At 60.4% G+C, this 26,472-nt stretch carries 21 protein-coding genes; 18 read left to right on the forward strand and 3 right to left on the reverse strand.

Translation table 11 applies throughout. The annotated features are described in order from the left end of the window. Window positions 1-21: 21 nt before the first annotated feature. From C6558_RS10160 to C6558_RS10190, 7 genes are all read left to right on the forward strand, one after another. Complete coding sequence (locus C6558_RS10160) at window positions 22-1,914, forward strand: ABC transporter ATP-binding protein (protein ID WP_057218198.1); 1,893 nt, start codon at window positions 22-24, stop codon at window positions 1,912-1,914. After that, window positions 1,911-3,812, forward strand: coding sequence for an ABC transporter substrate-binding protein (locus C6558_RS10165; RefSeq protein WP_057218195.1), 1,902 nt, complete (start codon window positions 1,911-1,913; stop codon window positions 3,810-3,812). Before C6558_RS10160 ends, C6558_RS10165 begins: the two co-directional genes overlap by 4 nt. A gap of 1 nt (window position 3,813) precedes the next feature. Continuing rightward, a complete protein-coding gene (locus tag C6558_RS10170) occupies window positions 3,814-4,812 on the forward strand; it encodes an ABC transporter permease (protein WP_057218193.1) in 999 nt (332 codons plus the stop codon). After that, window positions 4,809-5,984: an ABC transporter permease gene (locus C6558_RS10175; RefSeq protein ID WP_025428532.1), complete on the forward strand. Its 1,176-nt coding sequence runs from the start codon at window positions 4,809-4,811 to the stop codon at window positions 5,982-5,984. Before C6558_RS10170 ends, C6558_RS10175 begins: the two co-directional genes overlap by 4 nt. A gap of 75 nt (window positions 5,985-6,059) precedes the next feature. Continuing rightward, complete coding sequence (locus C6558_RS10180) at window positions 6,060-7,277, forward strand: glycosyltransferase family protein (RefSeq protein WP_025428533.1); 1,218 nt, start codon at window positions 6,060-6,062, stop codon at window positions 7,275-7,277. 4 nt (window positions 7,278-7,281) lie between these two features. Beyond that, window positions 7,282-8,526, forward strand: coding sequence for a glycosyltransferase family 4 protein (locus C6558_RS10185; protein ID WP_025428534.1), 1,245 nt, complete (start codon window positions 7,282-7,284; stop codon window positions 8,524-8,526). Continuing rightward, a complete protein-coding gene (locus C6558_RS10190; RefSeq protein WP_107027259.1) occupies window positions 8,526-9,689 on the forward strand; it encodes a glycosyltransferase family protein in 1,164 nt (387 codons plus the stop codon). The genes C6558_RS10185 and C6558_RS10190 overlap by 1 nt, the downstream gene beginning before the upstream one ends. Here C6558_RS10190 and C6558_RS10195 read toward each other — a convergent pair. Continuing rightward, entirely contained in the window at window positions 9,667-10,341 is a 675-nt protein-coding gene (locus C6558_RS10195) for an SAM-dependent methyltransferase (protein WP_107027201.1), read from the reverse strand. The genes C6558_RS10190 and C6558_RS10195 overlap by 23 nt on opposite strands. 317 nt (window positions 10,342-10,658) lie before the next feature. Between C6558_RS10195 and C6558_RS10200 the strand changes: the two genes are divergently transcribed. From C6558_RS10200 to nadE, 8 genes are all read left to right on the forward strand, one after another. Then, window positions 10,659-13,361: an ABC transporter ATP-binding protein gene (locus tag C6558_RS10200; RefSeq protein WP_107027202.1), complete on the forward strand. Its 2,703-nt coding sequence runs from the start codon at window positions 10,659-10,661 to the stop codon at window positions 13,359-13,361. Window positions 13,362-13,452: 91 nt separating this feature from the next. Beyond that, complete coding sequence (locus C6558_RS10205; protein ID WP_025428538.1) at window positions 13,453-13,917, forward strand: cyclic nucleotide-binding domain-containing protein; 465 nt, start codon at window positions 13,453-13,455, stop codon at window positions 13,915-13,917. A 99-nt stretch (window positions 13,918-14,016) separates the two neighbouring features. Beyond that, window positions 14,017-14,775 carry an FkbM family methyltransferase gene (locus C6558_RS10210; RefSeq protein ID WP_107027203.1) on the forward strand — a complete coding sequence of 253 codons (759 nt, stop codon included), beginning with the start codon at window positions 14,017-14,019 and terminating at the stop codon, window positions 14,773-14,775. Window positions 14,776-14,998: 223 nt separating this feature from the next. Beyond that, window positions 14,999-15,202: a hypothetical protein gene (locus C6558_RS10215; RefSeq protein WP_025428540.1), complete on the forward strand. Its 204-nt coding sequence runs from the start codon at window positions 14,999-15,001 to the stop codon at window positions 15,200-15,202. Between the two features lie 143 nt (window positions 15,203-15,345). Continuing rightward, window positions 15,346-17,283 carry an asparagine synthase (glutamine-hydrolyzing) gene (gene asnB / locus C6558_RS10220; protein ID WP_107027204.1) on the forward strand — a complete coding sequence of 646 codons (1,938 nt, stop codon included), beginning with the start codon at window positions 15,346-15,348 and terminating at the stop codon, window positions 17,281-17,283. 27 nt (window positions 17,284-17,310) lie between these two features. Further along, a complete protein-coding gene (locus tag C6558_RS10225) occupies window positions 17,311-17,577 on the forward strand; it encodes an acyl carrier protein (RefSeq protein ID WP_025428542.1) in 267 nt (88 codons plus the stop codon). A gap of 25 nt (window positions 17,578-17,602) precedes the next feature. After that, window positions 17,603-19,150: a class I adenylate-forming enzyme family protein gene (locus C6558_RS10230; RefSeq protein ID WP_025428543.1), complete on the forward strand. Its 1,548-nt coding sequence runs from the start codon at window positions 17,603-17,605 to the stop codon at window positions 19,148-19,150. Continuing rightward, window positions 19,147-20,154, forward strand: a complete 1,008-nt coding sequence (nadE, locus tag C6558_RS10235; RefSeq protein ID WP_107027205.1) for an NAD(+) synthase — start codon at window positions 19,147-19,149, stop codon at window positions 20,152-20,154. The genes C6558_RS10230 and nadE overlap by 4 nt, the downstream gene beginning before the upstream one ends. Window positions 20,155-20,191: 37 nt before the next feature. Here the strand turns inward: nadE and C6558_RS10240 are convergent, their stop codons facing one another. Together C6558_RS10240 and C6558_RS10245 are read right to left on the reverse strand one after the other, a co-directional pair. Continuing rightward, window positions 20,192-21,307 (reverse strand): hypothetical protein, encoded by a 1,116-nt coding sequence (locus C6558_RS10240; RefSeq protein WP_025428545.1) that lies wholly within the window; start codon window positions 21,305-21,307, stop codon window positions 20,192-20,194. Continuing rightward, window positions 21,304-21,975, reverse strand: a complete 672-nt coding sequence (locus tag C6558_RS10245) for a HemK/PrmC family methyltransferase (protein ID WP_081789000.1) — start codon at window positions 21,973-21,975, stop codon at window positions 21,304-21,306. Before C6558_RS10245 ends, C6558_RS10240 begins: the two co-directional genes overlap by 4 nt. A 287-nt stretch (window positions 21,976-22,262) precedes the next feature. On the opposite strand from C6558_RS10245, the gene C6558_RS10250 reads away from it, so the two are divergent. The 3 genes from C6558_RS10250 to C6558_RS10260 all read left to right on the forward strand — a co-directional run bounded on the left by C6558_RS10250 (window position 22,263) and on the right by C6558_RS10260 (window position 26,461). After that, window positions 22,263-23,585 carry a lipopolysaccharide biosynthesis protein gene (locus C6558_RS10250; protein ID WP_057218178.1) on the forward strand — a complete coding sequence of 441 codons (1,323 nt, stop codon included), beginning with the start codon at window positions 22,263-22,265 and terminating at the stop codon, window positions 23,583-23,585. Continuing rightward, window positions 23,575-24,720: a hypothetical protein gene (locus C6558_RS10255; RefSeq protein ID WP_057218177.1), complete on the forward strand. Its 1,146-nt coding sequence runs from the start codon at window positions 23,575-23,577 to the stop codon at window positions 24,718-24,720. Before C6558_RS10250 ends, C6558_RS10255 begins: the two co-directional genes overlap by 11 nt. A 127-nt stretch (window positions 24,721-24,847) precedes the next feature. Next, window positions 24,848-26,461, forward strand: a complete 1,614-nt coding sequence (locus C6558_RS10260) for a GumC family protein (RefSeq protein WP_057218175.1) — start codon at window positions 24,848-24,850, stop codon at window positions 26,459-26,461. The last annotated feature ends 11 nt before the right edge of the window (window positions 26,462-26,472 follow it).

The raw sequence follows: 26,472 nt of genomic DNA on the forward strand, positions 1-26,472 counted from the left end.
CAATGAGGGAAGTGTGTTGTGATGACATCAGGGGCGGACCTGCTTCGAGTTGAAGGTCTGCGGATCACATTCTCGGTGCTCGGCGGTGAAGTTGAAGCCGTCAAGGAAGCGAATTTCAGAATTTTGCCAGGAAAGGTGACCGCCCTCGTCGGCGAGTCCGGTTCCGGGAAATCGGCCATCAGTCAGGCCGTCATGGGTATCCTGCCGAATGTCGCGCGGGTCGGTGGACATGTCCTGTTCAACGATCCGGCGGCCAAGGGCAAGCCGATCGACCTGCTCTCGCTGGAGCGCGAAGGTGAAGAAATACGTGCCTTGCGCGGTACCCGCATCAGCAAGATCTTCCAGGAACCGATGACGTCGCTGTCGCCGCTCCACACGATCGGCAACCAGATCTCCGAAGTCTTGAAAATTCATACGGATGCGGAAAAAGCCGAAAGGCGCGCCAGAACGGAAGAGCTTCTTGGTTATGTCGGGTTTTCGAACCCGAAGCGTGCCTATGATATGTATCCTTTCGAGCTCTCCGGCGGCATGCGCCAGCGTGCCATGATCGCCATGGCGCTGATCTGCCGACCGGCGCTGTTGATCGCCGACGAGCCGACGACTGCGCTCGATGTGACGGTGCAGGCGCAAATCCTGCAGTTGCTGCGCGAGTTGCAGGTCAAGCTCAACATGGCGATGCTGTTGATCACCCACGACCTCGGCGTGGTTGCCAATATGGCTGACGAAGTCGTGGTGATCTATCACGGCCAGATTGTCGAAGCAGGTCCGGTCGATGCGATCTTCCGCAATCCGCAGCATCCCTATCTCAAGGGCCTGATGGCCGCGGTCCCGCATTTCGACATGAAGCCGGGCGAGCGGTTGAAGGCATTGCGGGAGGTGCCGGTCAAGGCTGGGACACTGCTGGGTGCCAAGGCCTCCACTAGGGCGGTTGGCCCCGACGTTCTCCTGTCCGTACGCAACCTTTCCAAGACCTATGGAACGCGCAAGACCTCGTGGTTCGGCAAGAAGGACCCGTCTCGCCATCGCGCGGTGGACGATGTCAGCTTCGATATCCGCCGTGGCGAGTGTCTGGGTCTGGTCGGCGAGAGCGGCTGCGGCAAGACGACGGTCAGCAAGATTTTGATGCGGGCCATCACGCCTGATGGCGGCAGCGTCAGCTTCGATGACGGCGAAGGTCCGATCGACGTGCTCAAGGCGGAAGGTGATGAGCTGAAGACGCTGCGCTCGAAGATCCAGATGGTTTTTCAGGATCCGGTGTCGTCACTCTCGCCACGCATGACTGTCAGGAATATCCTGAGCGAGCCGCTCGAAATCCACGGGCGCGGAACGGCGAAGTCGCGTGTCGAGACGGTGCGCTTGCTGCTGCAGGCCGTCGGGCTCGACCAGCGGTTCGTCAACCGCTATCCGCATAGTTTTTCCGGCGGCCAGCGCCAGCGCATAGGTATAGCGCGGGCGCTCGCTCTGGTCCCGCAACTGCTGATCTGTGACGAGCCGGTATCGGCGCTCGACGTTTCCGTCCAGGCCCAGATCCTCAACCTGCTCAAGGATCTGCAGAAAGAACTTGGGCTTACATGCCTGTTCATCTCGCACAACCTCGCGGTGGTCGACTATATGGCCGATCGGATCGCGGTGATGTGTGCGGGGCGCATCGTCGAACTCGCGCCGCGCGAAGTTCTGATGCGCAAACCGGTGCATCCCTACACGAAGTCGCTGCTCGCTGCCGTCCCCTATCCGGATCTCGATCGTCCGCTGGATTTCGATCTGCTCAAGGCCATTGAGGGGTCGGACATGCGGCGCTGGGGACCGCAGTTCAGCGACGACGGCGAGGAAGGTGCGCTTTTTCCTGCTGACCTTGGTGGCGACCACTATGTTCTCGCGCGCAAGTCAGTGGATGCAAGGGAGTTACGGCCATGATCACTCGCCGAACTGCGCTCGCCCTGCTCGCAACAGTGGCGTTTCCCAAGTACCTTCTTGCAGCGGCAAGCGAGCCGAAATTTTTCGAGGCGCTTGTCGCCGAGGGAAAGCTGCCGCCCGTCAATGAACGGTTGCCGAAGACCCCGCGCGTCATCAACGTTGCGGCCATGGGACGCCAGCCAGGCAAACACGGCGGCACCGTGCAGAGCCTGATCGGCAGCGCGAAAGACATACGGTTGATGACCGTTTACGGCTACTCACGCCTGGTCGGCTACGACGAAGAACTCGAACTGCAGCCGGACGTGCTGGAAAGCTTCGAGACAGTCGAGGACCGGATCTTCACGTTCCATCTGCGCGAGGGACACAAGTGGTCGGACGGAAGCCCGCTTACGACGGACGATTTCCGCTACTGCTGGGAAGATGTTCTGCTCAACGAGAAACTGAGCCCGGCGGGCCTGCCGATGGCGCTGGTGATCGACGGCGAGGCGGCAAAGTTCGAGGTGCTCGACGAGCGGACCGTGCGCTACACCTGGTCCACGCCCAATCCTGATTTTCTGCAAAAGCTCGCCGCACCACAGCCCTTGGTGCTGGTGATGCCGGCGACGTACCTCAAGCAGTTCCACGATAAATATCAGGATGAGGACAAACTCAAGGCGCTTCTGAAGGAGCAAAGGGTCAAGAAGTGGAACCAGCTGCATATGCGCATGGCCCGTTCCTACCGCCCGGAAAATCCCGATCTGCCGACGCTTGACCCGTGGCGCAACACAACATCCTTGCCGGCCGAGCAGTTTGTCTTCGAGCGTAACGCCTTCTATCATCGGGTCGATGAGAACGGGTTGCAGCTCCCCTACATCGACAAGTTCGTGCTCAACGTCAGTTCTCCGGCGCTGATCCCGGCGAAGGCCGGCACCGGCGAGAGCGACCTGCAGGCGACAAATATCGACTTTATCGACTACACCTTCCTGAAAGATGCGGAAAAGCGCTATCCGGTAAAGGTTCTCCTCTGGAAGAAGACGCAAGGCTCACGGGTCGCGCTGCTTCCCAATCTCAATTGCTCCGATGCGGTCTGGCGGTCGTTGCTGCAGGATGTGCGCGTCCGCCGGGCGCTGTCGCTGGCGATCGATCGTTCTGAAATCAACAAGGCCGTCTTCTACGGACTGACCAAGGAGAGCGCCGACACTGTCCTGCCGGACAGCCCGCTGTTCCGGCCGGAGTTCGCCTCCGCCTGGATCGCCTACGACCCGGTGCAGGCCAATGCGTTGCTGGATGAGGCTGGCCTGACGAACCGCGGCAGCGATGGCATTCGTATTCTCCCTGACGGCCGTGCCGCTCAGATCGTCGTTGAGACCGCAGGCGAAAGCACCCTGGAGACCGATGTCCTGCAGTTGATCACCGACTACTGGCAGAAGATCGGCATTTCGCTCTTCATCCGCACGTCGCAACGCGACACCTTCCGCAGCCGTGCCGTCGGCGGTGAGATCGTCATGTCCATGTGGTTCGGACTCGACAATGGTGTGCCGACTGCGGACATGAACCCAGGCCAATTGGCGCCGACTGCGGACGATCAGCTGCAATGGCCGGTTTGGGGGCTCAACTATCTCTCGCATGGTGAGATGGGGCAGGCGCCCGATCTTCCGGCCGTCGTTGAGCTAACCGAGCTTCTGCAGCGTTGGCGGCACTCGGCCGAGGATGCCGAGCGCACCGAGGTCTGGGAGAGGATGCTGTCGATCTACACCGACCAGGTCTTCTCGATCGGCATCGTGAATGCCTCCCTGCAGCCAATTCTCGTTGCCAACAAGATCAAGAATGTCCCGGAAGCAGGGCTCTACGGATTCGATCCAACGAGCTATTTCGGCGTCTACAAACCCGATACGTTCTGGATCGAGCAGGAAGGCTGACATGCTGCGATACATCCTCTGGCGCATCGCGGCGATGGTCCCGACCTTGCTCATCATTTCAGCGCTCGTCTTCACCATCATTGAGCTGCCGCCCGGCGACTACTTCGAGAGTTACGTCGCCGAGATCAGGGCGCAGGGCGAAGGCGTCAACATGGAGCAGATCGAGGCTCTCCGGAAGGAATACGGCTTCGATCAGCCGCCGCTGCTGAGATATGTTCATTGGCTGGGCGGCATGCTGCAGGGCGATTTCGGTTATTCCTTCGAGTACGAGCTGCCGGTCAGCGCCGTCGTCGGCGACAGGATGTGGCTGACGATCCTTGTCTCGTTCGTCACCATCATCTTTACCTGGCTGATCGCCTTCCCGATCGGCATCTACTCCGCCACGCACCAGTATAGCTGGGGCGATTATGGGCTGTCGCTGGTGGGGCTGATTGGCATCGCCATTCCGAACTTCATGCTGGCGCTGATCCTGATGTACTTTGCCAATATCTGGTTCGGCATCTCGATCGGCCATCTCATGGATCAGAAATATCTGGCAGAGCCCATGAGTTGGGCGAAGGCGAAATCGATCCTCGAACATATCTGGATACCGGTCATCATTGTTGGTGCGGCGGGGACCGCCGGCATGATCCGGCGTCTGCGCGCCAACCTGCTTGACGAATTGCAGAAGCAGTATGTCGTGACCGCCCGCGCAAAGGGGCTTTCGCCGATGCGCACGCTGCTCAAGTATCCGCTCAGGATGGCGCTGAACTTCTTCATCTCGGATATCGGTTCCATCCTGCCGGCGATCATTTCCGGCGCGGAAATCACTGCGATCGTACTGTCTCTCGAAACGACCGGCCCGATGTTGATCAAGGCGTTGCAGAGCCAGGACATGTACTTGGCCGGCTCGTTCCTGATGTTCCTCGCATTTCTGACCGTCATCGGCGTGCTGATTTCCGATCTCGCGCTCGCCATTCTTGATCCTCGGATACGGCTGCAAGGCAGGAGCACCAAGTGACGTCATTCCTTCCGGCGCCCGGCGAACCGCTGCCGCACTACGTATCGACAGCACCATTCGATCCCTATTCCGTCGAAGCGATGACGGAAGAACAGGTGCGGGTTAACCAGGCTTCGCAGCTGCGGCTAATGTGGTGGAAGTTCCGCCGGCACAAGCTGGCGCTGATATCAGGCATTTTCCTGGTCGCGCTCTACCTGATGATCGCGATCTGCGAGTTCCTCGCACCCTACAATCTGCACACGCGCAATGTGGATTACATCTATGCGCCGCCGCAGTCTGTTCACCTGTTCCACGAGGGCAAGTTCGTTGGCCCGTTCGTCTACGGGCGGACGATGGAACTCGATATGGAGACGCTGAAGCGCAACTACACCGACAATCTGCAGGACGTCGAGCCGATCCGCTTCTTCTGCCGCGGTGACAGCTACCGCTTCTGGGGCCTGTTCGAAAGCAATGTGCACCTGGCATGCCCGGCAAAGGACGGTCAGCTCTTCCTGCTCGGCACCGACCGGCTCGGCCGCGATGTCCTGTCGCGCATCATCTATGGTGCGCGCATTTCGCTGACGATCGGCCTTCTCGGCATTACGGTGAGCTTCGTGCTCGGCATCGTCATCGGCGGTCTCGCCGGCTACCACGGCGGTGTCTTCGATCTCATCGTCCAGCGCATCATCGAAGTGCTGCAATCGATCCCGAGCATTCCGCTCTGGCTGTCGCTGGCCGCGATCATGCCTGCGACCTGGAGCCCGATCCTGATTTATTTGGGCATCACGATCATCCTCGGGCTTCTCGATTGGACCGGGCTTGCCCGGGCGGTGCGTTCGAAACTGCTTGCGCTGCGTGAAGAGGACTACGTTCTTGCCGCGCAATTGATGGGCGCAAAGAGCGGCCGTATCATCGGTCGGCACCTGGTTCCGGGCTTCATGTCCCATCTCATCGCCACAGCGACCATTTCCATTCCAGGGATGATCCTCGGCGAAACGGCGCTGAGCTTCCTCGGATTGGGGCTGCGCCCCCCGATCACCAGCTGGGGCATCCTGCTGACGGAGGCGAAAAGCGTGAGCGTCATCGCCTTCTACCCCTGGCTGCTATTCCCAACGATCCCGGTCATTTTTGTGATTTTGGCGTTCAACTTCTTGGGAGACGGGTTGCGCGATGCCGCCGATCCCTACAAATGAGGTTCGTTTCGACGCCGGCCGCAAGCCGGCGTCGCGAGTTTTGATTCGTTTTTTACTGAGCGAAAGGTTTCTGGCATGACGCGGCGCTTAGAAGATGCCCGGATACTCATGTACAGCCATGATACTTTCGGGCTCGGCCACCTGCGCCGATGCCGCACGATTGCGCATTCGCTCGTGGAAGATTATCGGGGTTTGAATATCCTGATCATATCGGGTGCGACGATTGCCGGCGCCTTCGATTATCGCGCGCGCGTCGATTTCGTGAAGATTCCGAGCGTCATAAAGCTGCACAACGGCGACTACACGTCTCTCGATCGCCATATCGAGTTGGACGAGACGTTGAAGATGCGCCAGTCGATCATCCGTCACACGGCGGAAACCTTCAAGCCAGACATCTTTATCGTCGACAAGGAGCCGATGGGGTTGCGAGGCGAGGTCGAGGAGACGCTCACCTATCTCAAAGCCCATGGCACGACGCTCGTTCTCGGCCTGCGCGAGGTGATGGATGCGCCGCATCTGCTCGAAGCGGAATGGAAACGCCGCGACACCATGCGCAAGATCGAGCAGTATTACGATACGATCTGGGTTTATGGGCCGCCCGACTTCTACGACCCGCTGACGGAACTCGAGGTGCCGCCCGCCGTGCGCGAGCGCATGAACTTCGTTGGCTTCCTGCAGAGGAGCGTACCGCGCGAGGAATTGCCCGGTCACAAGCCGGAAGGCGACTATATTCTCGTCACCACCGGCGGTGGCGGCGATGGTGCCGACCTGATCCACGATTTTATTCACGCCTACCAGCAGGATCCGGAGTTGACGCATAAGGCGCTTGTGGTCCTTGGCCCCTATATGCCGGTCAAGAAGCGCGAAAAGCTGATCAAAAAAGGAAGCAAGATCCCTTTCATCAAGATCATCGAGTTCGATAATCGCATGGAAGAGCTGATTGCCGGCGCCAAGGGCGTGGTGGCGATGGGCGGTTACAACACCTATTGCGAGATCCTGTCTTTCGATAAACCGGCGCTGATCGTCCCGCGGATTCAGCCGCGCGAGGAGCAACTGATCCGTGCACGTCGTGCCGCCGAGTGGGGTCTCATCGACATGCTGCTGCCCGACGAGGCGGTGGATCCCTTGCGTTTCGCCGCCGCGTTGAAGGCTTTGCCGCAACGCGCGCCGCCGTCGAAAAGTTGTGCCAACGGCCTGCGGCTCGAGGGGCTGGTGCATATCTCCGAAATCGTAGGCGGGTGGCTCGACGAGCAGTCGAGTGAGCACCTGAGTATTGTCAAGAAATCGAGCTGAAGCATTGCCAACGGACCGCAAGATTGCCGTCATTCTGAAGGGATATCCGCGCCTTTCGGAAACCTTCATTGCGCAGGAATTGCTTGGACTTGAGAAAGCGGGGCATGAGCTGGTCCTGATCGCGCTGAGGCGCCCGACCGACGGCAAGCGCCATCCCGTGCATGACGAGATCCGCGCCGACGTGCACTATCTGCCGGAGTACCTGCACGAGGAGCCATTGCGTGTCCTCAAGGGTCTGGTGCGTTCGCTGCCGAAGCCCGGATTCTGGAAGGCGCTTGGGCTGTTTGTGAAAGATCTGGGCCGGGACCTGACGCGCAATCGCTTCCGCCGTTTCGGGCAGGCGCTGGTTCTGGCATCGGAATGGCCGGGCGATCCGCGCTGGCTGCATGCCCACTTCATCCATACGCCGGCTTCCGTCACAGCTTATGCCAGCGTCATCGCCGGTACGCCCTGGACGTGCTCGGCGCATGCGAAGGATATCTGGACGTCGCCGGACTGGGAGCTTTCCGAAAAGCTCGGCCGCGCGCGCTGGACGGTGACCTGCACCCGGACGGGATATGAGCATCTGCAGAGCCTGACCTCGCAAAAGGCCAGAGTGCATCTGAGCTATCACGGCCTCGATCTCGAGCGTTTCCCGCGTTTCGACGGCGAACATTCGAGCCGCGACGGTTCCGATGAGGCAGACCCGGTGCGCATCGTCAGTGTCGGCAGGGCGGTGGGCAAGAAGGGCTACGATGTTCTCCTTCAAGCTCTAGCCCTCTTGCCTGAGGATCTTCACTGGCGCTTCGAGCATATCGGCGCCGGCGAATTGACAGCAAAGCTCAAGGTCCTGGGTAGCGAGCTCGGTATCTCGGACAGAATTGCCTGGAAGGGTGCGCTCGATCAGACCGACGTGCTCGCCCACTATCGCACCAGCGATATCTTTGCGCTCGCCTGCCGGGTGACGGCAGATGGCGACCGTGACGGACTGCCGAACGTGTTGGTCGAAGCGTCAAGCCAGCGGCTCGCCTGTGTGTCTACGGCAATCTCGGGCGTGCCGGAACTCCTGGTCGACGGAGAAAACGGTCGTATTGTGCTCTCCGAGGACGCGAAGGCACTGTCTCTCGCCTTGGAACAGCTGATCCGCGATCCAGAGGGTCGCCGCCGACTGGGCGCTGCCGCCGAGAAACGGGTGAGGGCGCACTTTGACCACCACTCCAGCATCGAACAACTGACGACCCTGTTTGCAAACGAATGGAAAGCGGCGTGATGCGGCAGCGGCGGGTCTTCTTTTATGTCCAGCATCTGCTGGGGATCGGCCACCTCGCGCGGGCAAGCCGCATTGCCAGCGCACTTGCCGCCGATGGTTTCGACGTCACGGTTGTCACCGGAGGCACGGCCGTTCCCGGCTTTCCAAGCGCCGACCTCAAACACGTAGCCCTGCCGCCGGTTGTTGCCGGCGACAAGGGGTTCTCCGGCCTGGCGGACGAAACCGGAAATCCGGTCGATGATGACTTCAAGGACCGCCGGCGGAAGATGTTGCTTGACGCTTTTCGCACCTGCGACCCGGATGTCGTGATCTTCGAGGCGTTTCCGTTCGGTCGCCGCCAGATGCGGTTTGAACTGATGCCGCTGCTCGACCTCATCGAGGCATCGAGCCCGCGCCCACTGGTGGCGACGTCCCTTCGCGATATCCTGCAGGAGCGGACGAAGCCCGGCCGTGCCGAGGAGATGCTGGATCTGGTACAGGAGCATTTTGACCTTGTACTCGTGCATGGGGATCCCGCCTTCGCTCGGCTTGAAGAGACCTTCCCTTACGCGCAGGAGATCGCCGACAAGGTTGCCTATACCGGTCTGGTCGCGGGCGATCCGCCAGCGCCGCCGTTGGAGCGTTTCGATGTGCTGGTCTCGGCCGGGGGCGGCGCAGTCGGCAAGGAGCTGATTGGCGCCGGTCTGGAAGCTGCGAAGCTCCTGCCGCCGGGGCTGCAATGGTGCATGATTACCGGGCCAAACCTTCCGCAGGTCGACTATGACGCATTCGAGGCCGCCGCGCCTGGCAATGTGAAGCTGTTCCGTTTCCGGCAGGATTTTGCCAGTCTGCTTTCGGGTGCGCGGCTCTCCGTCTCGCAGGCCGGCTACAATACGGTGTGCGATATCATTCGCGCCGGTTGTGCGTCGCTGCTGATCCCGTTCACGGCGGGCGGGGAAACGGAGCAATCAACGCGTGCGGTTCGACTGGAAAAGCTCGGGCTTGCCGGTGTCCTGCCGGAGAGCGAGGTAACGCCGGCCCGATTGGCGCGCGACGTTGAAACGCAACTCGCACGTGCCAAGCCCACGATGCCGCCGCTCGACCTCGAAGGCGCCGCCCACACGGCGGCGATCCTGCGTGAGCGGCTTTCGCAAGTGGCGGTCAAACCGTCCCGATCAGCATGAACCTTGTATATTTCTTCGTCGGCAACGCACCGACGAAATCGAGCGTCGCGAGTTTCGCCTGGTCGGCGAAAGCATCGACGGACTCGACGCAGTTGATGTGCGTCGGTTCGCTGAAGTAATCGTTCGACTGCAGGAGAACACGTGTGCCTGATGGGATCAGCGCAAGCCAGCTCCGCAGATCGGCGATGTGCTCGCAACTCGTGTTGACGATCAGGTCGGCGTCGAGGCTTGCGTAGTCGATCGCGTACATGTCGGCCGTGATGGCCCGGAAACGATGGGCAAAGGTCGCGTTGAGGGTGCGGGCGACAGCCTCGACGGAGGCGTCAATGTCGTAGCTCTCAGCCATTGCGATTTCGAAGCGACAATCCTCAAGCAACATCGCCGAAAGAATGCCGTACCACCCGCCGAGAACGACGATCCGCTTATAAGACTTGCCCGCCGCCTCCAGTAGCGTGTCGCGCGCCCAGAGTTTGCAGGCAACCTGCCTATGATTGAAGGCATTGGCTATATCGGCGTCAGGGTGTCTGGCGATCACCTTGGCGATCCCATCGATCAGCGGGCTTCCGGTGTAGGCGGCGATACCGCGCGTCAGGTCGAAAGCGTTTTCGTACCAGTCGCTCGCAGGAGTAGGGGGATGGCTGGTGTGTTTCATGCACTCGTTGTAAGCTGGCAGACAATCGAGTGCAATATGGGCATTTTTCGTTCCCCACGCCTTGATCCGCCGCAGGGAGGCATGACCGCCGATCTTGAAGGTGCGTTCAGGCGTCCATTGCGGTTTTCTCGCGCTCCTGCATAATCTAATAAACCGGATTCGAAACCGGATCAGATTTTTGCCGAAACGCCTTCGCGACCGGCCGGCCGTGGCAGTTCAGTCGGAAAGGACCACAAGCAAGCATATAGTGGCCGGGTATCGGTGGCTGCCCGCGCCGCAAACAACGCAGTGTTCAATAAGGTCTCGTTGCCAGAAACATGGAACCACGCCTCTCCCGCTACATTTGGACTCATACGCGCAAGGACCAGCTCTGGATCCTGTTGGTCGTGGCGTTCTCGATGGTCCCCTACTTCCTGTCCTTCGATCTGCCCAAGCAGATCGTCAACGGACCGATTCAGGGCGACGGTTTTGACAGCCCGGAAGCGACGCAGGCGTTCCTGGCGATCTCCTTTGACTTGCCCTATCTCGGGACGATCAATCTTTTTGACGGCTTCCAACTCGGTCGCGAAGGCATGTTGCTGGCGCTGAGCCTCGTGTTCCTGCTTCTGGTAGTCGTCAACGGCCTCTTCAAATTCTATATTAACACCTTCAAGGGGCGGCTCGGCGAGCGTCTCCTGCGGCGGATTCGCTTCGAGCTTGTCGATCGCGTTCTGAGGTTTCCACCGACGCATTTCAAACGGGTGAAACCGGCCGAGATCTCAACGATGATCAAGGACGAGGTGGAGCCGCTCGGCGGCTTTACCGGCGATGCCTTCGTGTCGCCCGCACTGCTTGGCGGTCAGGCGCTGACGGCGCTGATCTTCATCCTGCTACAGAGCTTCTGGCTCGGGCTGATCGCCTCTGTTATCGTCGCCGTTCAGGCGGTGATCATCCCGCGCATGCGCAAGCGGTTGCTCGTCCTTGGCCGCGAGCGCCAGCTGACTGCGCGCGAATTGTCTGGCCGGGTGAGCGAAATCGTTGACGGCATCGGCACGATCCGCGGCCACGACACCTCCAATCTCGAGCGCGCCGACATCGCGTCGCGGCTCGCGCGCATCTTCAAGATCCGCTACGACCTCTATCAGTGGAAATTCCTGGTCAAGTTCATCAACAATTTTCTCGCCCAGGTGACGCCGTTCATGTTCTATTCGATCGGCGGCTATTTCGCGCTTCAGGGCCGCCTCGATATCGGCCAGCTTGTCGCCGTCATCGGCGCCTACAAGGACCTGCCCGGGCCGCTGAAAGAGCTCATCGATTGGGACCAGGCGCGCCAGGACGTGCAAGTGAAGTACGCCCAGGTGGTCGAGCAGTTCAGCATCGAACCGCTGCTCGATCCCAAGGTCCACGCCCTCGCAGCGGCAAGTCCGGCGCCGCTGAACGGCTCGCTCGCGGCCGTCAACCTGACGGTGACCGATGATGGTGGCGTGACACTCCTCGACCACGTCTCGCTGCAGGTGCAGCCCGGCGAGGCGGTCGCACTCAAGGCCGGCGGGGAAGTTCTGGCAGAGGCCTTCGCTCGACTGATCTGGCCGGCTGGCGGTCGTGTTGTCATCGGTGGTCAGGATATACTGGAGATGCCGGAGTCGGTCACTGGCCGGCGGATTTCCTATGCCTCCTCAGACGTGTATGTGTTTCAGGGCAGCCTTGGCGACAACCTGCTCTACGGCTTGAAGCACGCGCCAATGACCGAGGTCCGGTATGAAGGCGAAAGGGCGGCCCATCGCAAGTGGGAGCTGGTCGAAGCCAAGCTTGCAGGCAATCCATCCTTCGACGTCAACAGCGATTGGGTCGATTACCAGGCAGCCGGGGCGACCGGACCAGACGATCTTCTGATCAAGATCAGGCCCGTCCTTGATGCTGTCCTCCTGACCAATGACGTTCTGGCGCTTGCCGTGCGCTCCACCATCGACCCGAACCGCAATGCGGCCTTTGCCTCTGGTATCGTCGAGATGCGCAGCGCGCTTCGGGAGCGCCTTGAACAGGAAAAGCTCAGCGATCTCGTGGTGTTCTTCGAGCCCGGCTCGTACAACATCGAAGCGACCATCGGCGAAAACTTGCTCTTCGGCACGATTACCGATCAGGTGATGTGGGACGGTGCGCTCGAGGGACACCCGTTCTTCAAGACCGTGCTTCAGCGCGTCGGCTTGCGTGACGTCTTCTACGAAATGGGGCTGGAAATCGCCGAGAACGTCGTCGAACTGTTCCGCGACCTGCCGCCGGATCACCCGTTCTTCCAGCAGTTGACATTCATGACGGCCGAAGAAATTCCTGTTTATGAGGCGTTGCTGCAAAAGGTCCGTGGGCGACCACGCGCGGACGTTGCCGAGGATGACCAAGTCAAGATCATTCGGCTGTGCTTCGGCTACATCGAGCCTCGACACCGCTTTGGTCTCCTGACCGACGAACTGATGGCCAAGATCGTAGCTGCCCGGCGCGAGTTCGACGAGGGCCTGCCGACGGACCTCGCCGGCATGATCGAGCACTATCGTCCGAACCGCTACATCGCGTCCGGCAGCATCATCGACAACGTGCTCTTCGGGCGCATCGGTCACAAGCACGCCGATGGATCGGAGAAAATCCGGGCGATCGTGCGCGATCTTTTCGAAGCCGTTGGCCTCTATAACGAGGTGCTGGCCTTCGGCTTCGAATTCAATGTCGGCGCCGGCGGCAAACGCTTGACCGCAGGCCAGCGCCAGAAGCTTGATCTGGCCCGCGCGCTCATCCGCATCTGCGACTTCTACATCTTCAACCAACCGCTGCTGGCGCTCGACCAACGGGTCCAGGAGCAGGTGGTCCGAAACGTCTTTGCGCTCTTGCGGCAGGGCGGGCGCAATCCGGCAATCGTCTGGGTGGTCGCAAATCCGGCGGTGATGGAACTGTTCGATCGTGTCGCCGTGTTCGAAAATGGCCGACTGGTTCGCGACAACGAAACGGAAGTGGGGGCTAACGAAGGACCCGACTATAAGGAAATGGCATCTTGATGTAATATTAATGTCAGGGCACCAGCATAAGGTCCCGCGGCAACGCGGGAGGCAGGTCGCCCCGGCTGGATACTCGGAGAAACGGATTGTGATGTTGCTCAAGGATGAAGTCGAAATGCTACGCCGGATAACCCTGTTTTCAGGATTGCCGCCTGCAAAATTGAAACTCCTTGCCTTCACGTCTGACCGGGTCATGTACAGCGCCGGGGAGGCCCTTTTCTATCAGGGCGATATTGGCGATGCCGCCTATGTCATTCTCTCAGGCAAGGCCGACGTGCTGGTGACGACTGCAAGCGGGCCGCTGAAGCTTGCGGAAGTGGAACAGAATTCGATCGTCGGCGAAATCGCCATTCTCTGTAACACCCCGCGCACGGCGACCGTGCGCACCACGACACCGCTGGAAGCCCTGCGCATCCGAAAGGACGACTTCCTGAAGCTGCTGGCCGACTTCCCCGAAATGGCGGTGGAAATCATGCGCGTGCTCGCTGACCGCCTCAGCCAGACGACGGCCGAACTTACGGAAGCGCGCAGCCGAAACGAGCGCATGGAAGCGTGAAATCGAACCGGCGGCGCCCGTCGTTGGCATGTCCTGGCCGCATGGAAGACCTTCGCAAAAACGATTCCGCTTGACCGGGATATGGGCTAGAGAAGCGCCATGCGTGCGATCACCTACTTCTGCAAGACCGTCCATTTCCCTGACAAGCCTGAGAAGAAGCGCTTCTTTGCGCGGCTTCAAAGCGGCGAGTGGGAGCCGTGCACATTTCAAAACATCGAGCGGCTGGTCGACGGCAACACGACCTTTGTCGATATCGGCGGCTGGATCGGCGTGACGCCCTATTGGGCAGCTCAGATAGCCGACAACGTCATTACGGTCGAACCCGATCCCGTCTGCTTCGGCATCCTCAAGGAAATGGAACCGCAGAACGAGGGGGAGGTCGCGCTGATCAATGCTGCACTTTCCGAGGATGATGTCCTGGTGCTGAACTCGGTCGGCGGATTTGGTAGCTCGGAGACCTCGGCGCTGATCGCCGATGATACGGGGCAGGCGATCAAGGCGAAAACGATCACGATTGCCGAACTGCAGTCGCTGGCGCGAACCGACAAGCTATGCTTCAAGATCGATATCGAAGGCTACGAATACCGTTCCCTGGCCCAGTTCCGGGATATCGACCGCACGCGGACGACGGGCGTTTTGCTCGCCGTTCATCCGCAGATCCTGTTTGCGTCACTGAGCGGGCCGGCAATCGTCAGGGCATTGCGCACCATCGTTGCCACCCTCGGGCTCGTGCGCAGCCTTCGCGGCTTCCGCCTCGACAATCCATCAGCGATATGGACTGCCCTCAAGAAATCCACTTTCCGGCGTGAATTCCGCGGGTTCGATCTACTCTTTGTTGCTAAGGTCAGCGACCGGTAACGATGCGCGCTGAAGAGAAACAGTCTCTGACGTTTTGAGCCACGGCCGCAGCCAGTACATGCCTTGTGGAAGCAGGACTTAGCTGAAAGTCGCTGCAGTCCACGAATTAACCACGTCTGCAACAAGGTTAATTCTTGGCTTAAGAATGTTACTTCTGCTGGTATAAGCGGCTAGTTTCTATTTTCATTCCTCGGTTTTTCTGCTGTGCCATGAGAGCGGTCAGATGTCCTGGATGTATTTTGTTGGCGCAACCTATTGTATCGCTGCGCTTTTTCTGTTGGCGATGACCTATCTGGAAGGTTTGCAGGCGCACGCGCCCTGGAATGTCTATCGTGTCGCCGGCATTGTGATCTGTATTTTCTGGCCGGTTCTCATTTTCTATCTAATGTTTAAAATTGTAACGAAAAGAAAAATTCCGCAGGGGTAAAGGTATTTCTGTGATGTTTTGATGACGTATTTTTGTCTTCCTGGAGAATTTACCATACAACCAGAAAACGCCGGCGGTTAACCCATGAACTCTTCATGCGGATTATGTTTCGGTTGTGATTGACCCGTGTGAAAGTTCTGAACATGTGCGGTTTTGGCGGCTATTTCGGTTCGGTCCGGGAAGCAGAAACCCTTCTCAAGAGGATGGTGACCGCGATCGCGCATCGCGGACCGGACGAGCATGGCACATTCGTGGCGCCGGAAGCCGGCCTCGGTCATGTCAGGCTCTCGATCGTCGGGCTTGGTGACGGCCAGCAGCCAATGTCAGATGCGACGGGCGAGCTAACAATCGCCTTCAACGGCGAGATCTTCAATTATGTCGAACTACGCGAGGAATTGCGCGCCAAGGGCCGGCATTTCCGGACTTCGAGCGACACCGAAGTTATCCTTCATCTCTACGATGAGATGGGCGAGGACTGCCTGTCCGTCCTCAATGGCGACTTTGCCTTTGCAATCTGGGACGCCCGCCGCCACCGAATGATGCTCGCTCGCGATCGCATGGGCGTGCGTCCACTTTTCTATACGACCAGAGGCGGCACACTCTACTTCGCATCCGAGATCAAGGCGCTGCTTCAGGTGCCCGGCATCGTAGCCGAGATCGACCCGATCGCGCTCGACCAGATCTTCACGCTTTGGGCGCCGATCGCGCCGCGGACAGGCTTTCGTGATATCCACGAGCTGGAACCCGCAAATTTCATGATCGCCGAGCGGGGGCGTCAGACGATCAGGCCCTATTGGCGTCTCGACTATCCGGATCGCGAGGCCACTTCACGCTTCGTCAATGAAGACGAAGCCGCCGACGAATTGCGGGCGCTGTTGAGCGACGCGACGCGGATCCGCATGCGGGCCGATGTGCCGGTCGGCTCCTATCTGTCGGGCGGTCTTGATTCCTCCATCGTCGCGGCGCTGGCGGCGGGTATGGCGCCGCAAGGATTGCGCACGTTCTCCGTCACGTTCGACAGCGTCGAGCACGACGAAAGCGCCTACCAGATGCAGATGGCCGCGGCCCTCGGCACGCAGCACAGCACCGTTGCCTGCCGTGCCGGCGATATCGCCAGGGTGTTCCCGGATGTGGTACGTTTTGCTGAAAGGCCGATCATCAGGACGGCGCCGGCGCCGCTCTATCAGCTTTCGGGCCTGGTGCGCGAACAGGGGCTCAAGGTCGTACTGACCGGCGAGGGGGCCGACGAGGTCTTTGCCGGCTATGATATCTTCAAGGAAGCGCGCGTGCGTCGGTTCTGCGGGCGCCAGCCTGGCTCGCGCATCCGCCCGCATCTGTTCCGCAAGCTTTATCCCTATCTCCCTGGCCTACAGCAGCAGTCGGCTGAATATCTCGCTGCGTTCTTCGGGGCGGGAGACGTTGCGCTCGACGATCCGCTCTTTTCCCATCGCCCCCGCTTCAAGAGCACGGCGGCGACGAAGATCTTCTTCTCGCCCGATCTGCGCGCCAGCCTTGCCGGCTACGACGCGGCAGAGGAGCTGGCGAGCCGTCTGCCTCAGGATTTCGGCCGCTGGCATCCCTTGCATCAGGCTCAGTATCTCGAGGGTCGGTTCCTTCTGCCCGGCTATATCCTTTCAAGCCAGGGCGACCGCATGGCGATGGCGCATGGCATCGAAGGGCGTTTCCCGTTCCTCGATCATCGGCTGGTCGAGTTTGCGTCCGGTCTGCCGCCGGAGATGAAGCTCAAGGGGCTGGTGGAAAAGCACATCCTGCGCGACGCAACCAAGGACCTGATGCCGGAAGCGATCGGCAAGCGCACCAAGCAACCCTATCGAGCACCCGATAGCCTTTCGTTCACCGGCGTCGGTGAACTCGATTACGTCCGCGAGGCAATGAGCCAAGACAGAATTGCCGCGGGTGGTCTCTTCAACCCGAAGGCGGTCACGAAACTCTACGAAAAGTGCCAATCCCAACCGGTATCCGGCTTCCGCGACAATGCAGCGTTCGTCGGAATCCTGTCGACACAGCTATGGCTGAAGACATTCACTGGCACGAGCATCCACGCCGCCGAAGCGGCCTGAACGACTGAGGAAAGGAAAGGAAAAGACATGACGGAGACGATCAAGGACAAGGTCAGGGCCTTTGTCATCGAGAACTTCCTGTTCGGCGACACGTCCTATGACCTTGCCGACACGGCATCGCTGATCGAGAACGATATCATTGACTCCACCGGCGTGCTGGAGCTGGTCGCATTCATCGAGGATCACTACGGCATCGCCATGGCGGACGCCGATATCGTACCGGCGAACCTGGATTCGCTCGCGCGCATCTCGGCTTTCATCGAAGCCAAATCTGGCGCGACGGTAGCGGCGTAAGCGACAACGGGTGAGGTCCACGCAGATGCGGTTCGAGCAATTCCTTATCGACAACGCCGCGGCGCATGCGGCGAAAACAGCATTGATCACCGACCGCAAGCGGCTGCGGTATGACGAGTTCGATCGGCTTTCGAGCCAACTGGCGGCCTCGCTTTCCAGGAACGGTGTCAAGCGCAATGACCGCGTGCTGGTGTTCATGGACAATTGCTGGGAAGCCGCTGTTTCGATCTTTGCCGTGCTGAAGGCAGGCGCGACCTTCAGTCCGATCAATTCGTCGACCAAGGCAGACAAGCTGGCCTACATCATCGGCGATTGCGAGGCAGCCGCCATCCTCACACAGGCAAAACTGATGCCGGTCGTGGGCGATGCCCGTGCGCTTGCCGGCGATGCGATGCTGTTCGTTGCTTCCACGGCGGCGCCCAACGGCCAGGTGCCTGCGGGTGCCACCGCATTCGACACATGCCTGGAAGGCGAGCCGCAGCCGGTTGTCCACGGCGGGATCGATGTTGACCTGGCGATGCTGATCTATACCTCCGGCTCCACTGGGCGCCCGAAGGGCGTGATGATGACACATCGCAATATCGATGCGGCGTCCGGATCGATCACCACCTATCTGCGCAACCAGCACGACGACATCATCCTCAACGTCCTGCCGCTCGCCTTCGACTACGGCCTCTATCAGCTGCTGATGGCGGTCCGGCTCGGAGCGACGCTGGTTCTCGAAAAGTCCTTCGCGTTTCCGCATGCGATCTTCGAGCGCATTCGCGAGGAGGGTGTCACCGGATTTCCGCTCGTGCCGACGATGGCGGCGATGATCTTGCAGATGCGCGATCTGGAGCCGGGTTTTCTACCCAGCCTTCGCTATCTTTCCAACACTGCCGCGGCGCTGCCGCCGGCACATATTGCCCGGCTAAGAGAACTCTTTCCCGGCGCGCGGCTCTACTCGATGTACGGGCTGACGGAATGCAAGCGCTGCACTTATCTGCCGCCCGAAGAACTTGACCGTCGGCCGGGCTCCGTCGGCATCGCCATCCCCAACACCGAGGCCTTTGTGGTCGACGATGAGGGTAAGCGCGTTCCGCCGGGCGTGCCCGGCGAACTCGTCATCCGTGGCCCGCACGTCATGCAGGGCTATTGGCGCAACGATGCCTCGACCGAACGCATGCTTCGGCCTGGACCGCACCCTTGGGAGAAGGTGCTCTACACCGGCGATCTGTTTCAGGCCGATGCGGAGGGCTTCCTCTATTTCGTCGGGCGCAAGGACGATATCATCAAGACCCGCGGCGAGAAAGTTGCGCCGAAGGAAGTCGAGACGGTCCTGCATTCCCATCCAGGCATTGCGGAAGCCGTCGTGCTTGGTGTGCCCGACCCGGTTCTCGGCCACGCGATCGCGGCACTTGTCGTGCGCTCGGACCAGACGCTCAGCGACAAGGACATCATCCGTCATTGCTCGCGCCATCTGGAGGACTTCATGGTCCCGAAGGTTGTCGAATTTCGCATCGAGTTGCCGAAGACGGACACGGGTAAGGTTAGCCGCCGACTTGCGGCCGAGACGATGGAGCCTGCAGAATGAACATTCGCCCGACCCAGGACACGGCTGCGTTTTCGGCCGAAACGCTTGATATCGACCATGCGGCTGAAACCGACCGCATCGTGGCAGGGCTGCGTGAGCAGCTGCGTGGAATGAAGAAGCGCGGCCTCGTGCTAGGTCTTTCCGGCGGCATCGATTCCAGCGTGTCTGTCGCCCTGGCTGTGCGAGCTGTGGGTGCGAAGAACGTCTTTTGTCTGTTCATGCCCGAGAACGACAGCGACCCGGAAAGCCTGAGGCTCGGCCGTCTGGTCGCCGAAACCTTTGGCGTCGATGCCGTGGTTGAGGATATCGGGCCGACCTTGCAGGCAATGGGCTGCTACGAGCGTCGCGACGCCTTCATCCGCCAACTTGTTCCTGCCTACGGCGAAGGCTGGGCATCGAAGATCGTGATCGCCAACGCGCTCGAAGGTGAGGGCTACAACATCTCGTCGCTGGTGGTCCAGGATCCACAGGGCAAACAGACCAAGCTGCGCATGCCGCCGCCTGTCTATCTCGGTATCGTTGCCGCCACCAACATGAAGCAGCGCATGCGCAAGCAGATCGAATATTACCATGCCGACCGGCTGAATTTCGCCGTCCTCGGCACGCCGAACCGGCTGGAATACGACCAAGGCTTCTTCGTGAAGAACGGCGATGGCGCCGCCGACGTCAAGCCGATAGCGCATCTCTACAAATCGCAGGTCTACGCGTTGGCGGCCTCTCTCGGCATTCCCGAGGAAATCCGCCGCCGCCCGCCGACGACGGATACCTATTCGTTGGAGCAGACGCAGGAAGAGTTCTATTTCTCGCTGCCCTACGACCGCATGGATCTATGCCTTTATGGCCTCAACAACGGACTGGCGATCGAGGCGGTTGCGCAGGCTGCGGGCTTGACGCCAACGCAGGTCGATCGCGTCTGGGCGGATATTGCCGCCAAACGCAAGGCGACGCGCTACCTTCATCTCGGGCCGCGACTCGTCCAGACCGTTGAGGAGATTGCTGACTGATTGGCATAGGGTGCGATGGCCAATCCGGCCGCATCGGTCAGTCGAAGCGGCCGCCCATAAGTCGGCTCCAATGTTCGCCGGCCAACCCGTTTATAAACCCTTGCGAATGGCGGAACGCCTGAACGAGTTCGTCGTCGCGCGAGTGGATCACGGTTGACGCCATGTGCACAAAGGCGATGCGACGACCGAGCATGGCCTCAAGGAGAGCTGGCTGCGTCCGACCACGCAGACCCGCGACACCGCGCGCGGCTGCGTGGTCGATCAAACAATCGATGACGGGGCCGGCCTGTCCGGGAAGGGCGAGGATCTGCAGCACGCGGCCGATATCGCCGGAGCGAGCGTGATAGGCAAAGGCGCCGACGACGGTTCCGGTGCGCGCGGTGACGGATGCGAAGATTGCGCTACCCTGATCAGGTTTTTGCACCGCGTCTGCGAGGATGTTGTTGAGCTGCCCTTCCGCCCAATCCGGGCGCAAAGGGAATTGGGCAGTGAGCGGACCGACGAGATCGGCGAAACCGCTTCTGTCGATTTCACCAACGCGAAAATTTGCCTGTCCCGTTCCGCTTTCGGGGACGGCCGACCAGCGCCGCTCCCCGCGACCCATCCTGTTGCGATAGAAACGATCAAACGCATGCGCGAGCGGATTGACCAGCCGAGCGAGCTTGATCCGGTGCTCGGCGACGCTGAGCGTGAATGCCGATGGCCGGATGACACGCACCCAATCAAGACTGTATTGCGGCAGTACGATACCGCGCAGTTTCGTCCACATCTGAGTCGATACTTCGCTTGCGGTCTCGCTGAACGACAGATCCTGTGGACCCGCGAGGAAGGCCTTCAGCAACCGTGCACCCGCCATCGGATCGCTTTCACGATCCTCGGCCATAAGGGAGCCGCATATGGCGGCTCGCAACGGCCGCCCGTTAAACGTCATCGGCAGCGCGTTAACGCCAACGAAACCGGAGATGCGGCCGTCGCCGTTGACGTGGACGAGGGGCCGAATCTCGCGATCGCAGCCAGGTGCGTCCAGGTAGAGCTGCCGCATATAGTCGACGAGCGCAGCTGGCGGCTCCGTCTGATCCTTGCAGAAAACCCTCTGGAACATTCCAGCGATCGCAGGAATGTCTGCGGGTTCAAGCGGCCGGATGTTACTCATCGTTCCTCGTCCCCGGCACCCGCCGCAACGGATGCTTGAGCAACAAGTTTCCTGACGATGGCGACGCGTGGCCGGCCTTCCACATCGGTGGCGAAGGTGACGGCCTCATAGGCCTTGGTGCGGGCGAGAAGGGCGGATGCCTGTCGATCCTGGCCGGCGCCGAACTCGAAGAGCAGCCAGCCGCCCGGTTTCAGGAAAGCCACAGCATCGCGGATGAGGCGCTGATGGATCGAGATGCCGTATGGGCCGCCATCGAAAGCTTCCCGCGGTTCGGCTTCAAGCAGGTGGGCGCTGTCACCTTCGAGCCTGGATGTCGAAATATAGGGCGGGTTGCAGACGATCATGTCGACCGAGCCCTCGAGATTGTCGTCGGCCAGCGCACCAAACAGATCGCCCTGTCGTATGGTGACGCGATCGGCGACGTTCAGGCGAGTGACGTTTCTGCGGGCCAGCGCAACGGTGCTATCGGTCAAGTCCGCACCCCAGACGCGGGCGGAAACGACATCGGCTGCAAGCCCGAGCGCCAGGTTTCCGGAGCCGCAGCACATGTCGATGACGGTTGCGCCGGATGGCCGGTCATGCAGGATCCTTGAAGCCGTGCGTCCGAGCAGCTCCGTTTCTTCTCGCGGCACCAAGACATCGGGTGCCAGTTCGAGTTCGACGTCCATGAAACGGTGCAGACGCGGCGCCACGCCGCTTGCCTGATCATCCTGAAGGGGATTGTTGTTTTGCGGCACGGCCTCTCCTTCATGCGTCGATCGATGGCTGCACGATCCACACTACTGCAATCAGGTAAACGGAAGCTAAAATGCAATTGAAGCGGGAGTGTTAACCGCGCAATCATTTCTAAGTGCTATTCTTTGCGATGATCGGAAGCGTGTGCTCGGCTGTTGCGGCAACGCCCATCCGGCATCGGACGCACATTTCGTCGGATTGTTGTCAAGGGCAGATCGGGATGGCATCGGAAGGTCTCAGAGAACCGGGCGCGCACAAACCGTTCCTGTCGATGATCATGTCCTATGCCGCCTCGGGCGGCAGCCTCATCATTGGATCCGCTGCCCAGCTTCTGACGTTCGCGATCCTCGCACGTTGGCTCGGCGTTCATGAGTTCAGTGTCTTCGTGGCGATCACGGCGGTTGCCAATATTGCCGTGCATCTCTGCGGGTTGGGGGCGATGGAGTGCCTCGTGCGCCGCGTCGCACGCGACCGGAGCATGTACTCTCGCATGCTCGGTCACAACGTCATCTTGACCGCCATCAGCGGCATCGTTCTGGTTTTGCTTGGCGCGATTGCGCTGCCGTTCTTCTTCACGCTGTCAGCTGACCCGGCTACCAACATTGCCGTGATTACGCTGATGCTGGTCACCAACATCATCTTCGTTCGCGTCATCGTGCTGACGGAGCAAATCTTTCTCGCTCACTCGAATTTCGCACCTGCCAACAAGGTTGTCGTCGGCTTCGCCATCGCCCGCACCATCGCCGCGGCGCTCGCCTGTATCGTCTTTGGCGTGGCGACCGTTGCCTCCTGGGCGGTCTGGCAGTTCGTATGCCATGTGCTCGTCGCCATCGGTTGCTGGTATGCCGTAAAAGGCCTTGGCCGGCCCGTCTATGGGATCGTGCGCGAAGAGCTGCCGCAGGGGCTCTACTTCAGCATCCCCTTCATTCTGCGCGCGGTGCGCCAGAATGCCGACCTGCTCGTCCTGAGCCTCGTTGCCTCCGCAGAAGTGATGTCGAGCTATAGCGTCGCGCGGCGCATGCTGGAGAGCAGCTATCTCTCGGTCGAGGCGCTGAACCGGTTGATTTATCCCGGTTCGGCCAAGGCAACGGCCTCCGGCCTGCACCATGCCTTCGAGCGGGTACGCAAGGTGCTCGTTGCTGCCACTTCGATCAGTATTGCGGCGGCGATCGCGGTCTTCGTGCTTGCGCCGGTCCTGCCTTACCTCTTCGGCAAGGACTATGTCTCGTTGGTGTCCTTCGTTCGAATTCTCTGCTGGGTCGTCGTGCCGATTGCCATGTGGTCGGTCGCAATGGAAGCGCTCGGAGCATCCGGGCATCACCCTGCGCGTGCCTCTGTCATGGGCCTTGGCAGCGTCCTTGGCGCTGCGTTGACAGCGTGGGCGACTTGGTATGCGCCACCTGCGGGCACGTTCATCTCCTTCTATGTGATCGAGATCGCGATGGTCATCGTTTCCTGGAGTGTCTTCCTGCGCTTCGTCCGGCGCGACAGGGAGGGAGCGGTTGAGCGCGTCGTCCCGGCGAGGATGGCGCATGAAGGCTGAGGTGAGGGAACTGGAAACTGCCACAGCCATCGGGCATCGCATGCAGCACCCGGGCCGCGTGAGACCGATGGAGCTGGGCGATATCCCTGCAGTTAGCTCGCTCTTCAGCAAGATTTTCCGCAAGCGCGACATTGAGCCAAGTGGTGACCTCCGGCAGTATCTTGAAGCGGTCTTCTTCGGCAGTCCGCTTTACTCTCCCGAGCATGGCAGTATCGTCTACGATGACGGCGACGGCACCATCGCCAGCGCAATCCTGGCATTGCCGATGGAATTCTCGATCCACGGTCGCCATACCGTCGGCAAGCTTCTTTGCGCGTTCATGTCAGACGGCAAGGCGGGTGCCGTTGGTGCGGCATGTCTCGCTCGTACGATGCGCTCCGCGCGCCAGGACATGTGCTTCTCGGATAATTCGTCGCCGGTGAGTGCGGACCATTGGGTTGCCGGGGGCGGGGTCGTGCTTCCGATACAAAGCCTGGAGTGGCAGCGATCGTTTCGACCGGCTACCAGCAGCGCCATTCGTGCCAGCCGTCAATTTCCGGCATTGGGTTCGAAATTGGTGCTCGGTGTCCTTGGTGCATTCGACAGGGTGTTGCGCTGGCGAAGACCATCCGTCAAACCCACCCCGGCTTCAGGATGTATGACGAAGGTGATCGGGGCCGGCGAGTTTCTCGGTTGCGCCCGACCGATGATGGAACGGTTTTCGGTCAGGCCCGTTTGGTCAACCGAGGAGTTCGATTGGCTCGTCGCGATCGCCGGTAAGAACCAAGGCCTCGGTGAAGTGCATTTCCGACAAGTAACGGCGGATGGAAGAGCGATTGGCGTTTTCCTCTTTCTTGGCAGGGCGAACAGGACTGCGACGGTTCTGAATGTGCTTTGCCAACCGGGTCGGGAGTTTGAGGTGACGGCCGAGATGTTTGCCTGCCTCGACCGCGAAGGTTACGCCCAGGCCACAGGCGCCGCACAACCATTTCTGATGAACGCGATCTCGCGCCAACGCTGGCTGACGTTCCGCCACCGTGGCTATTTCTGCATGGTAACGCGCCATGGAGATCTCAAGGACGCGGCATTGCGCAACGACCTCTATATCGGCGGTCTGGCATCCGAAAGCTGGAGCCGGTTGCTGACGGACTTCTAAGCGTCAAGGTAAACGGCTGCCGGGCCGATTAACGGAATTTTCACCGTACAACTCTAATCCTTCATTGGAGATACGAGACGCGCAAGCCGGCGATTTTTGCGTCTTGAAGCGGGCGTGAGGGATGCGGATGTATAGGCCGAACGAGCCCCGACAACAAAGGTCGCCTCAGCCAGCGCACGGTCAACGTGCGATGGTCGGCGGCGGTTCGTTGCTCAACCTTCTGCCGACAGACGACGAGGACGCGCTCCCTCCTTTTGAAGAAAAGCAAGCGCCGCGAAGAGAGCCGGAAGTCCGGCGTTCCCAGGTGGTTGCGCGGGCACAGACCGAGACGCAGCCGACGCCGCATGTCGGTGGCCTGTTCTTCCCGCGGCTTCACCTCGTCAGCCAGATCGGGGTAGACGACGGTATTCGCTGGCTGCGCGACGGTATGCTCTGGATCATCGCCGCAGTGACGATTTGCACATTTGCGGCCCTTGTCTATGCAATGACTGCGTCGCCTCGATACACCGTCTACACGGATATCGTCGTCGACCCGTCCAATCTCAACGTTGTCAGCGACGATGTTTTTACAAGCAATCCGCAGCGTGACGCGCAGCTGTTGGAGGTGGAGAGCAAACTCCGGATCCTGACGTCACGCAATGTGCTGGCGCGGGTGATCGACGAATTGCAGCTCACGCGCGATCCCGAGTTCGTCAAGCCGGCATCCTTTGCATCGCTGCGCAACCTGTTTTCATCGAAGCAGGAACAAGAGGTCAACAACGAGCTTGCAGCCATGCGCGCGCTTTCGGAGCGCGTGGAGGCGCGGCGCGAGGAGCGTTCTTTCGTCGTCGTCATGAAGGTTTGGAGCGAGGAGCCGGCAAAGGCCGTGACCCTCTCGAACGCGATCGTCGATGCCTTCGAGCAGGAGCTGTTTCAGTCGGCGGCCGAAAGTGCAGGGCGTGTCGCCAAGAACCTCAACGCCCGGCTGGACGAATTGCGCCGCAACGTGACCGATGCCGAGCGGGCGGTGGAAGATTTCCGCAGGGTCAACGGCCTGCAGTCGACCAATGGTCAATTGGTCAGCAACCAGCTTTCCGGTGAACTCAACACCCAGGTCCTGGACGCACAGCAGCGCTTCATCCAGGCGGAGACACGCTACAACCAGATGAGTGCGGCAATCGCTCAAGGGAGAACCGCCAGCGCGTCGGAGTTCGAGTCCGAAAACATGACGAACCTGCGCGAGCAGTACAACTTGCTCCAGCAGCAGATTGCCTCGATGCAGCGCACGTTCGGCGAACGGCATCCCCGTCTGGTGTCGGCTCGATCCGAGCGCGCGACGATCGAGGGTGCGCTTGCCGACGAGGCCCGGCGCATTCTGGAGCGGGCCAAGGCGGACATGGATCGCGAGCAGCAGGCGCTTGAAGCCTTGCGCGGTAAGGCAAACGTCGAGAAGTCGAATGTCTTCACCGACAATGAGTCTCAGGTGCAACTGCGCGATCTGGAGCGCGATGCCCGTGCCAAAGCGGCGATTTACGAGACGCATCTTGCGCGCGCCCAGCAAATTACCGAACAGCAGCAGATCGATACGACCAATGTGCGGGTGATCTCGCGGGCGTTGCCGCCCAACGCACGCACGTGGCCGCCACGTACGGTGATCCTGCTGGTCGCCGGCGCTATGCTCGGCCTTTTCCTTGGTGTGTCGGCAGCGATCGCCCTCGGCCTGTGGAGATATATTCGCCGCCCGCAGCCGGCGACTGCCTGACGGGAGCGCGC

The organism is Ensifer sp. NM-2, from assembly GCF_003024455.1.
Classification (GTDB): Bacteria; Pseudomonadota; Alphaproteobacteria; order Rhizobiales; family Rhizobiaceae; genus Ensifer; species Ensifer canadensis.

Excerpts from the sequence above, each read along its gene's own strand:
- C6558_RS10170 (WP_057218193.1), top strand. The coding sequence starts at position 3,814 with ATGCTGCGATACATCCTCTGGCGCATCGCGGCGATGGTCCCGACCTTG.
- C6558_RS10210 (WP_107027203.1), top strand. The coding sequence starts at position 14,017 with ATGCGTGCGATCACCTACTTCTGCAAGACCGTCCATTTCCCTGACAAG.
- C6558_RS10200 (WP_107027202.1), top strand. The coding sequence starts at position 10,659 with ATGGAACCACGCCTCTCCCGCTACATTTGGACTCATACGCGCAAGGAC.
- C6558_RS10190 (WP_107027259.1), top strand. The coding sequence starts at position 8,526 with ATGCGGCAGCGGCGGGTCTTCTTTTATGTCCAGCATCTGCTGGGGATC.
- C6558_RS10250 (WP_057218178.1), top strand. The coding sequence starts at position 22,263 with ATGGCATCGGAAGGTCTCAGAGAACCGGGCGCGCACAAACCGTTCCTG.
- C6558_RS10160 (WP_057218198.1), top strand. The coding sequence starts at position 22 with ATGACATCAGGGGCGGACCTGCTTCGAGTTGAAGGTCTGCGGATCACA.
- asnB (WP_107027204.1), top strand. The coding sequence starts at position 15,346 with ATGTGCGGTTTTGGCGGCTATTTCGGTTCGGTCCGGGAAGCAGAAACC.
- C6558_RS10205 (WP_025428538.1), top strand. The coding sequence starts at position 13,453 with ATGTTGCTCAAGGATGAAGTCGAAATGCTACGCCGGATAACCCTGTTT.
- C6558_RS10240 (WP_025428545.1), bottom strand. The coding sequence starts at position 21,307 with ATGAGTAACATCCGGCCGCTTGAACCCGCAGACATTCCTGCGATCGCT.
- C6558_RS10260 (WP_057218175.1), top strand. The coding sequence starts at position 24,848 with ATGTATAGGCCGAACGAGCCCCGACAACAAAGGTCGCCTCAGCCAGCG.
- C6558_RS10180 (WP_025428533.1), top strand. The coding sequence starts at position 6,060 with ATGACGCGGCGCTTAGAAGATGCCCGGATACTCATGTACAGCCATGAT.
- C6558_RS10230 (WP_025428543.1), top strand. The coding sequence starts at position 17,603 with ATGCGGTTCGAGCAATTCCTTATCGACAACGCCGCGGCGCATGCGGCG.
- C6558_RS10255 (WP_057218177.1), top strand. The coding sequence starts at position 23,575 with ATGAAGGCTGAGGTGAGGGAACTGGAAACTGCCACAGCCATCGGGCAT.
- C6558_RS10225 (WP_025428542.1), top strand. The coding sequence starts at position 17,311 with ATGACGGAGACGATCAAGGACAAGGTCAGGGCCTTTGTCATCGAGAAC.
- C6558_RS10215 (WP_025428540.1), top strand. The coding sequence starts at position 14,999 with ATGTCCTGGATGTATTTTGTTGGCGCAACCTATTGTATCGCTGCGCTT.
- C6558_RS10245 (WP_081789000.1), bottom strand. The coding sequence starts at position 21,975 with ATGGACGTCGAACTCGAACTGGCACCCGATGTCTTGGTGCCGCGAGAA.
- C6558_RS10165 (WP_057218195.1), top strand. The coding sequence starts at position 1,911 with ATGATCACTCGCCGAACTGCGCTCGCCCTGCTCGCAACAGTGGCGTTT.
- nadE (WP_107027205.1), top strand. The coding sequence starts at position 19,147 with ATGAACATTCGCCCGACCCAGGACACGGCTGCGTTTTCGGCCGAAACG.
- C6558_RS10195 (WP_107027201.1), bottom strand. The coding sequence starts at position 10,341 with ATGAAACACACCAGCCATCCCCCTACTCCTGCGAGCGACTGGTACGAA.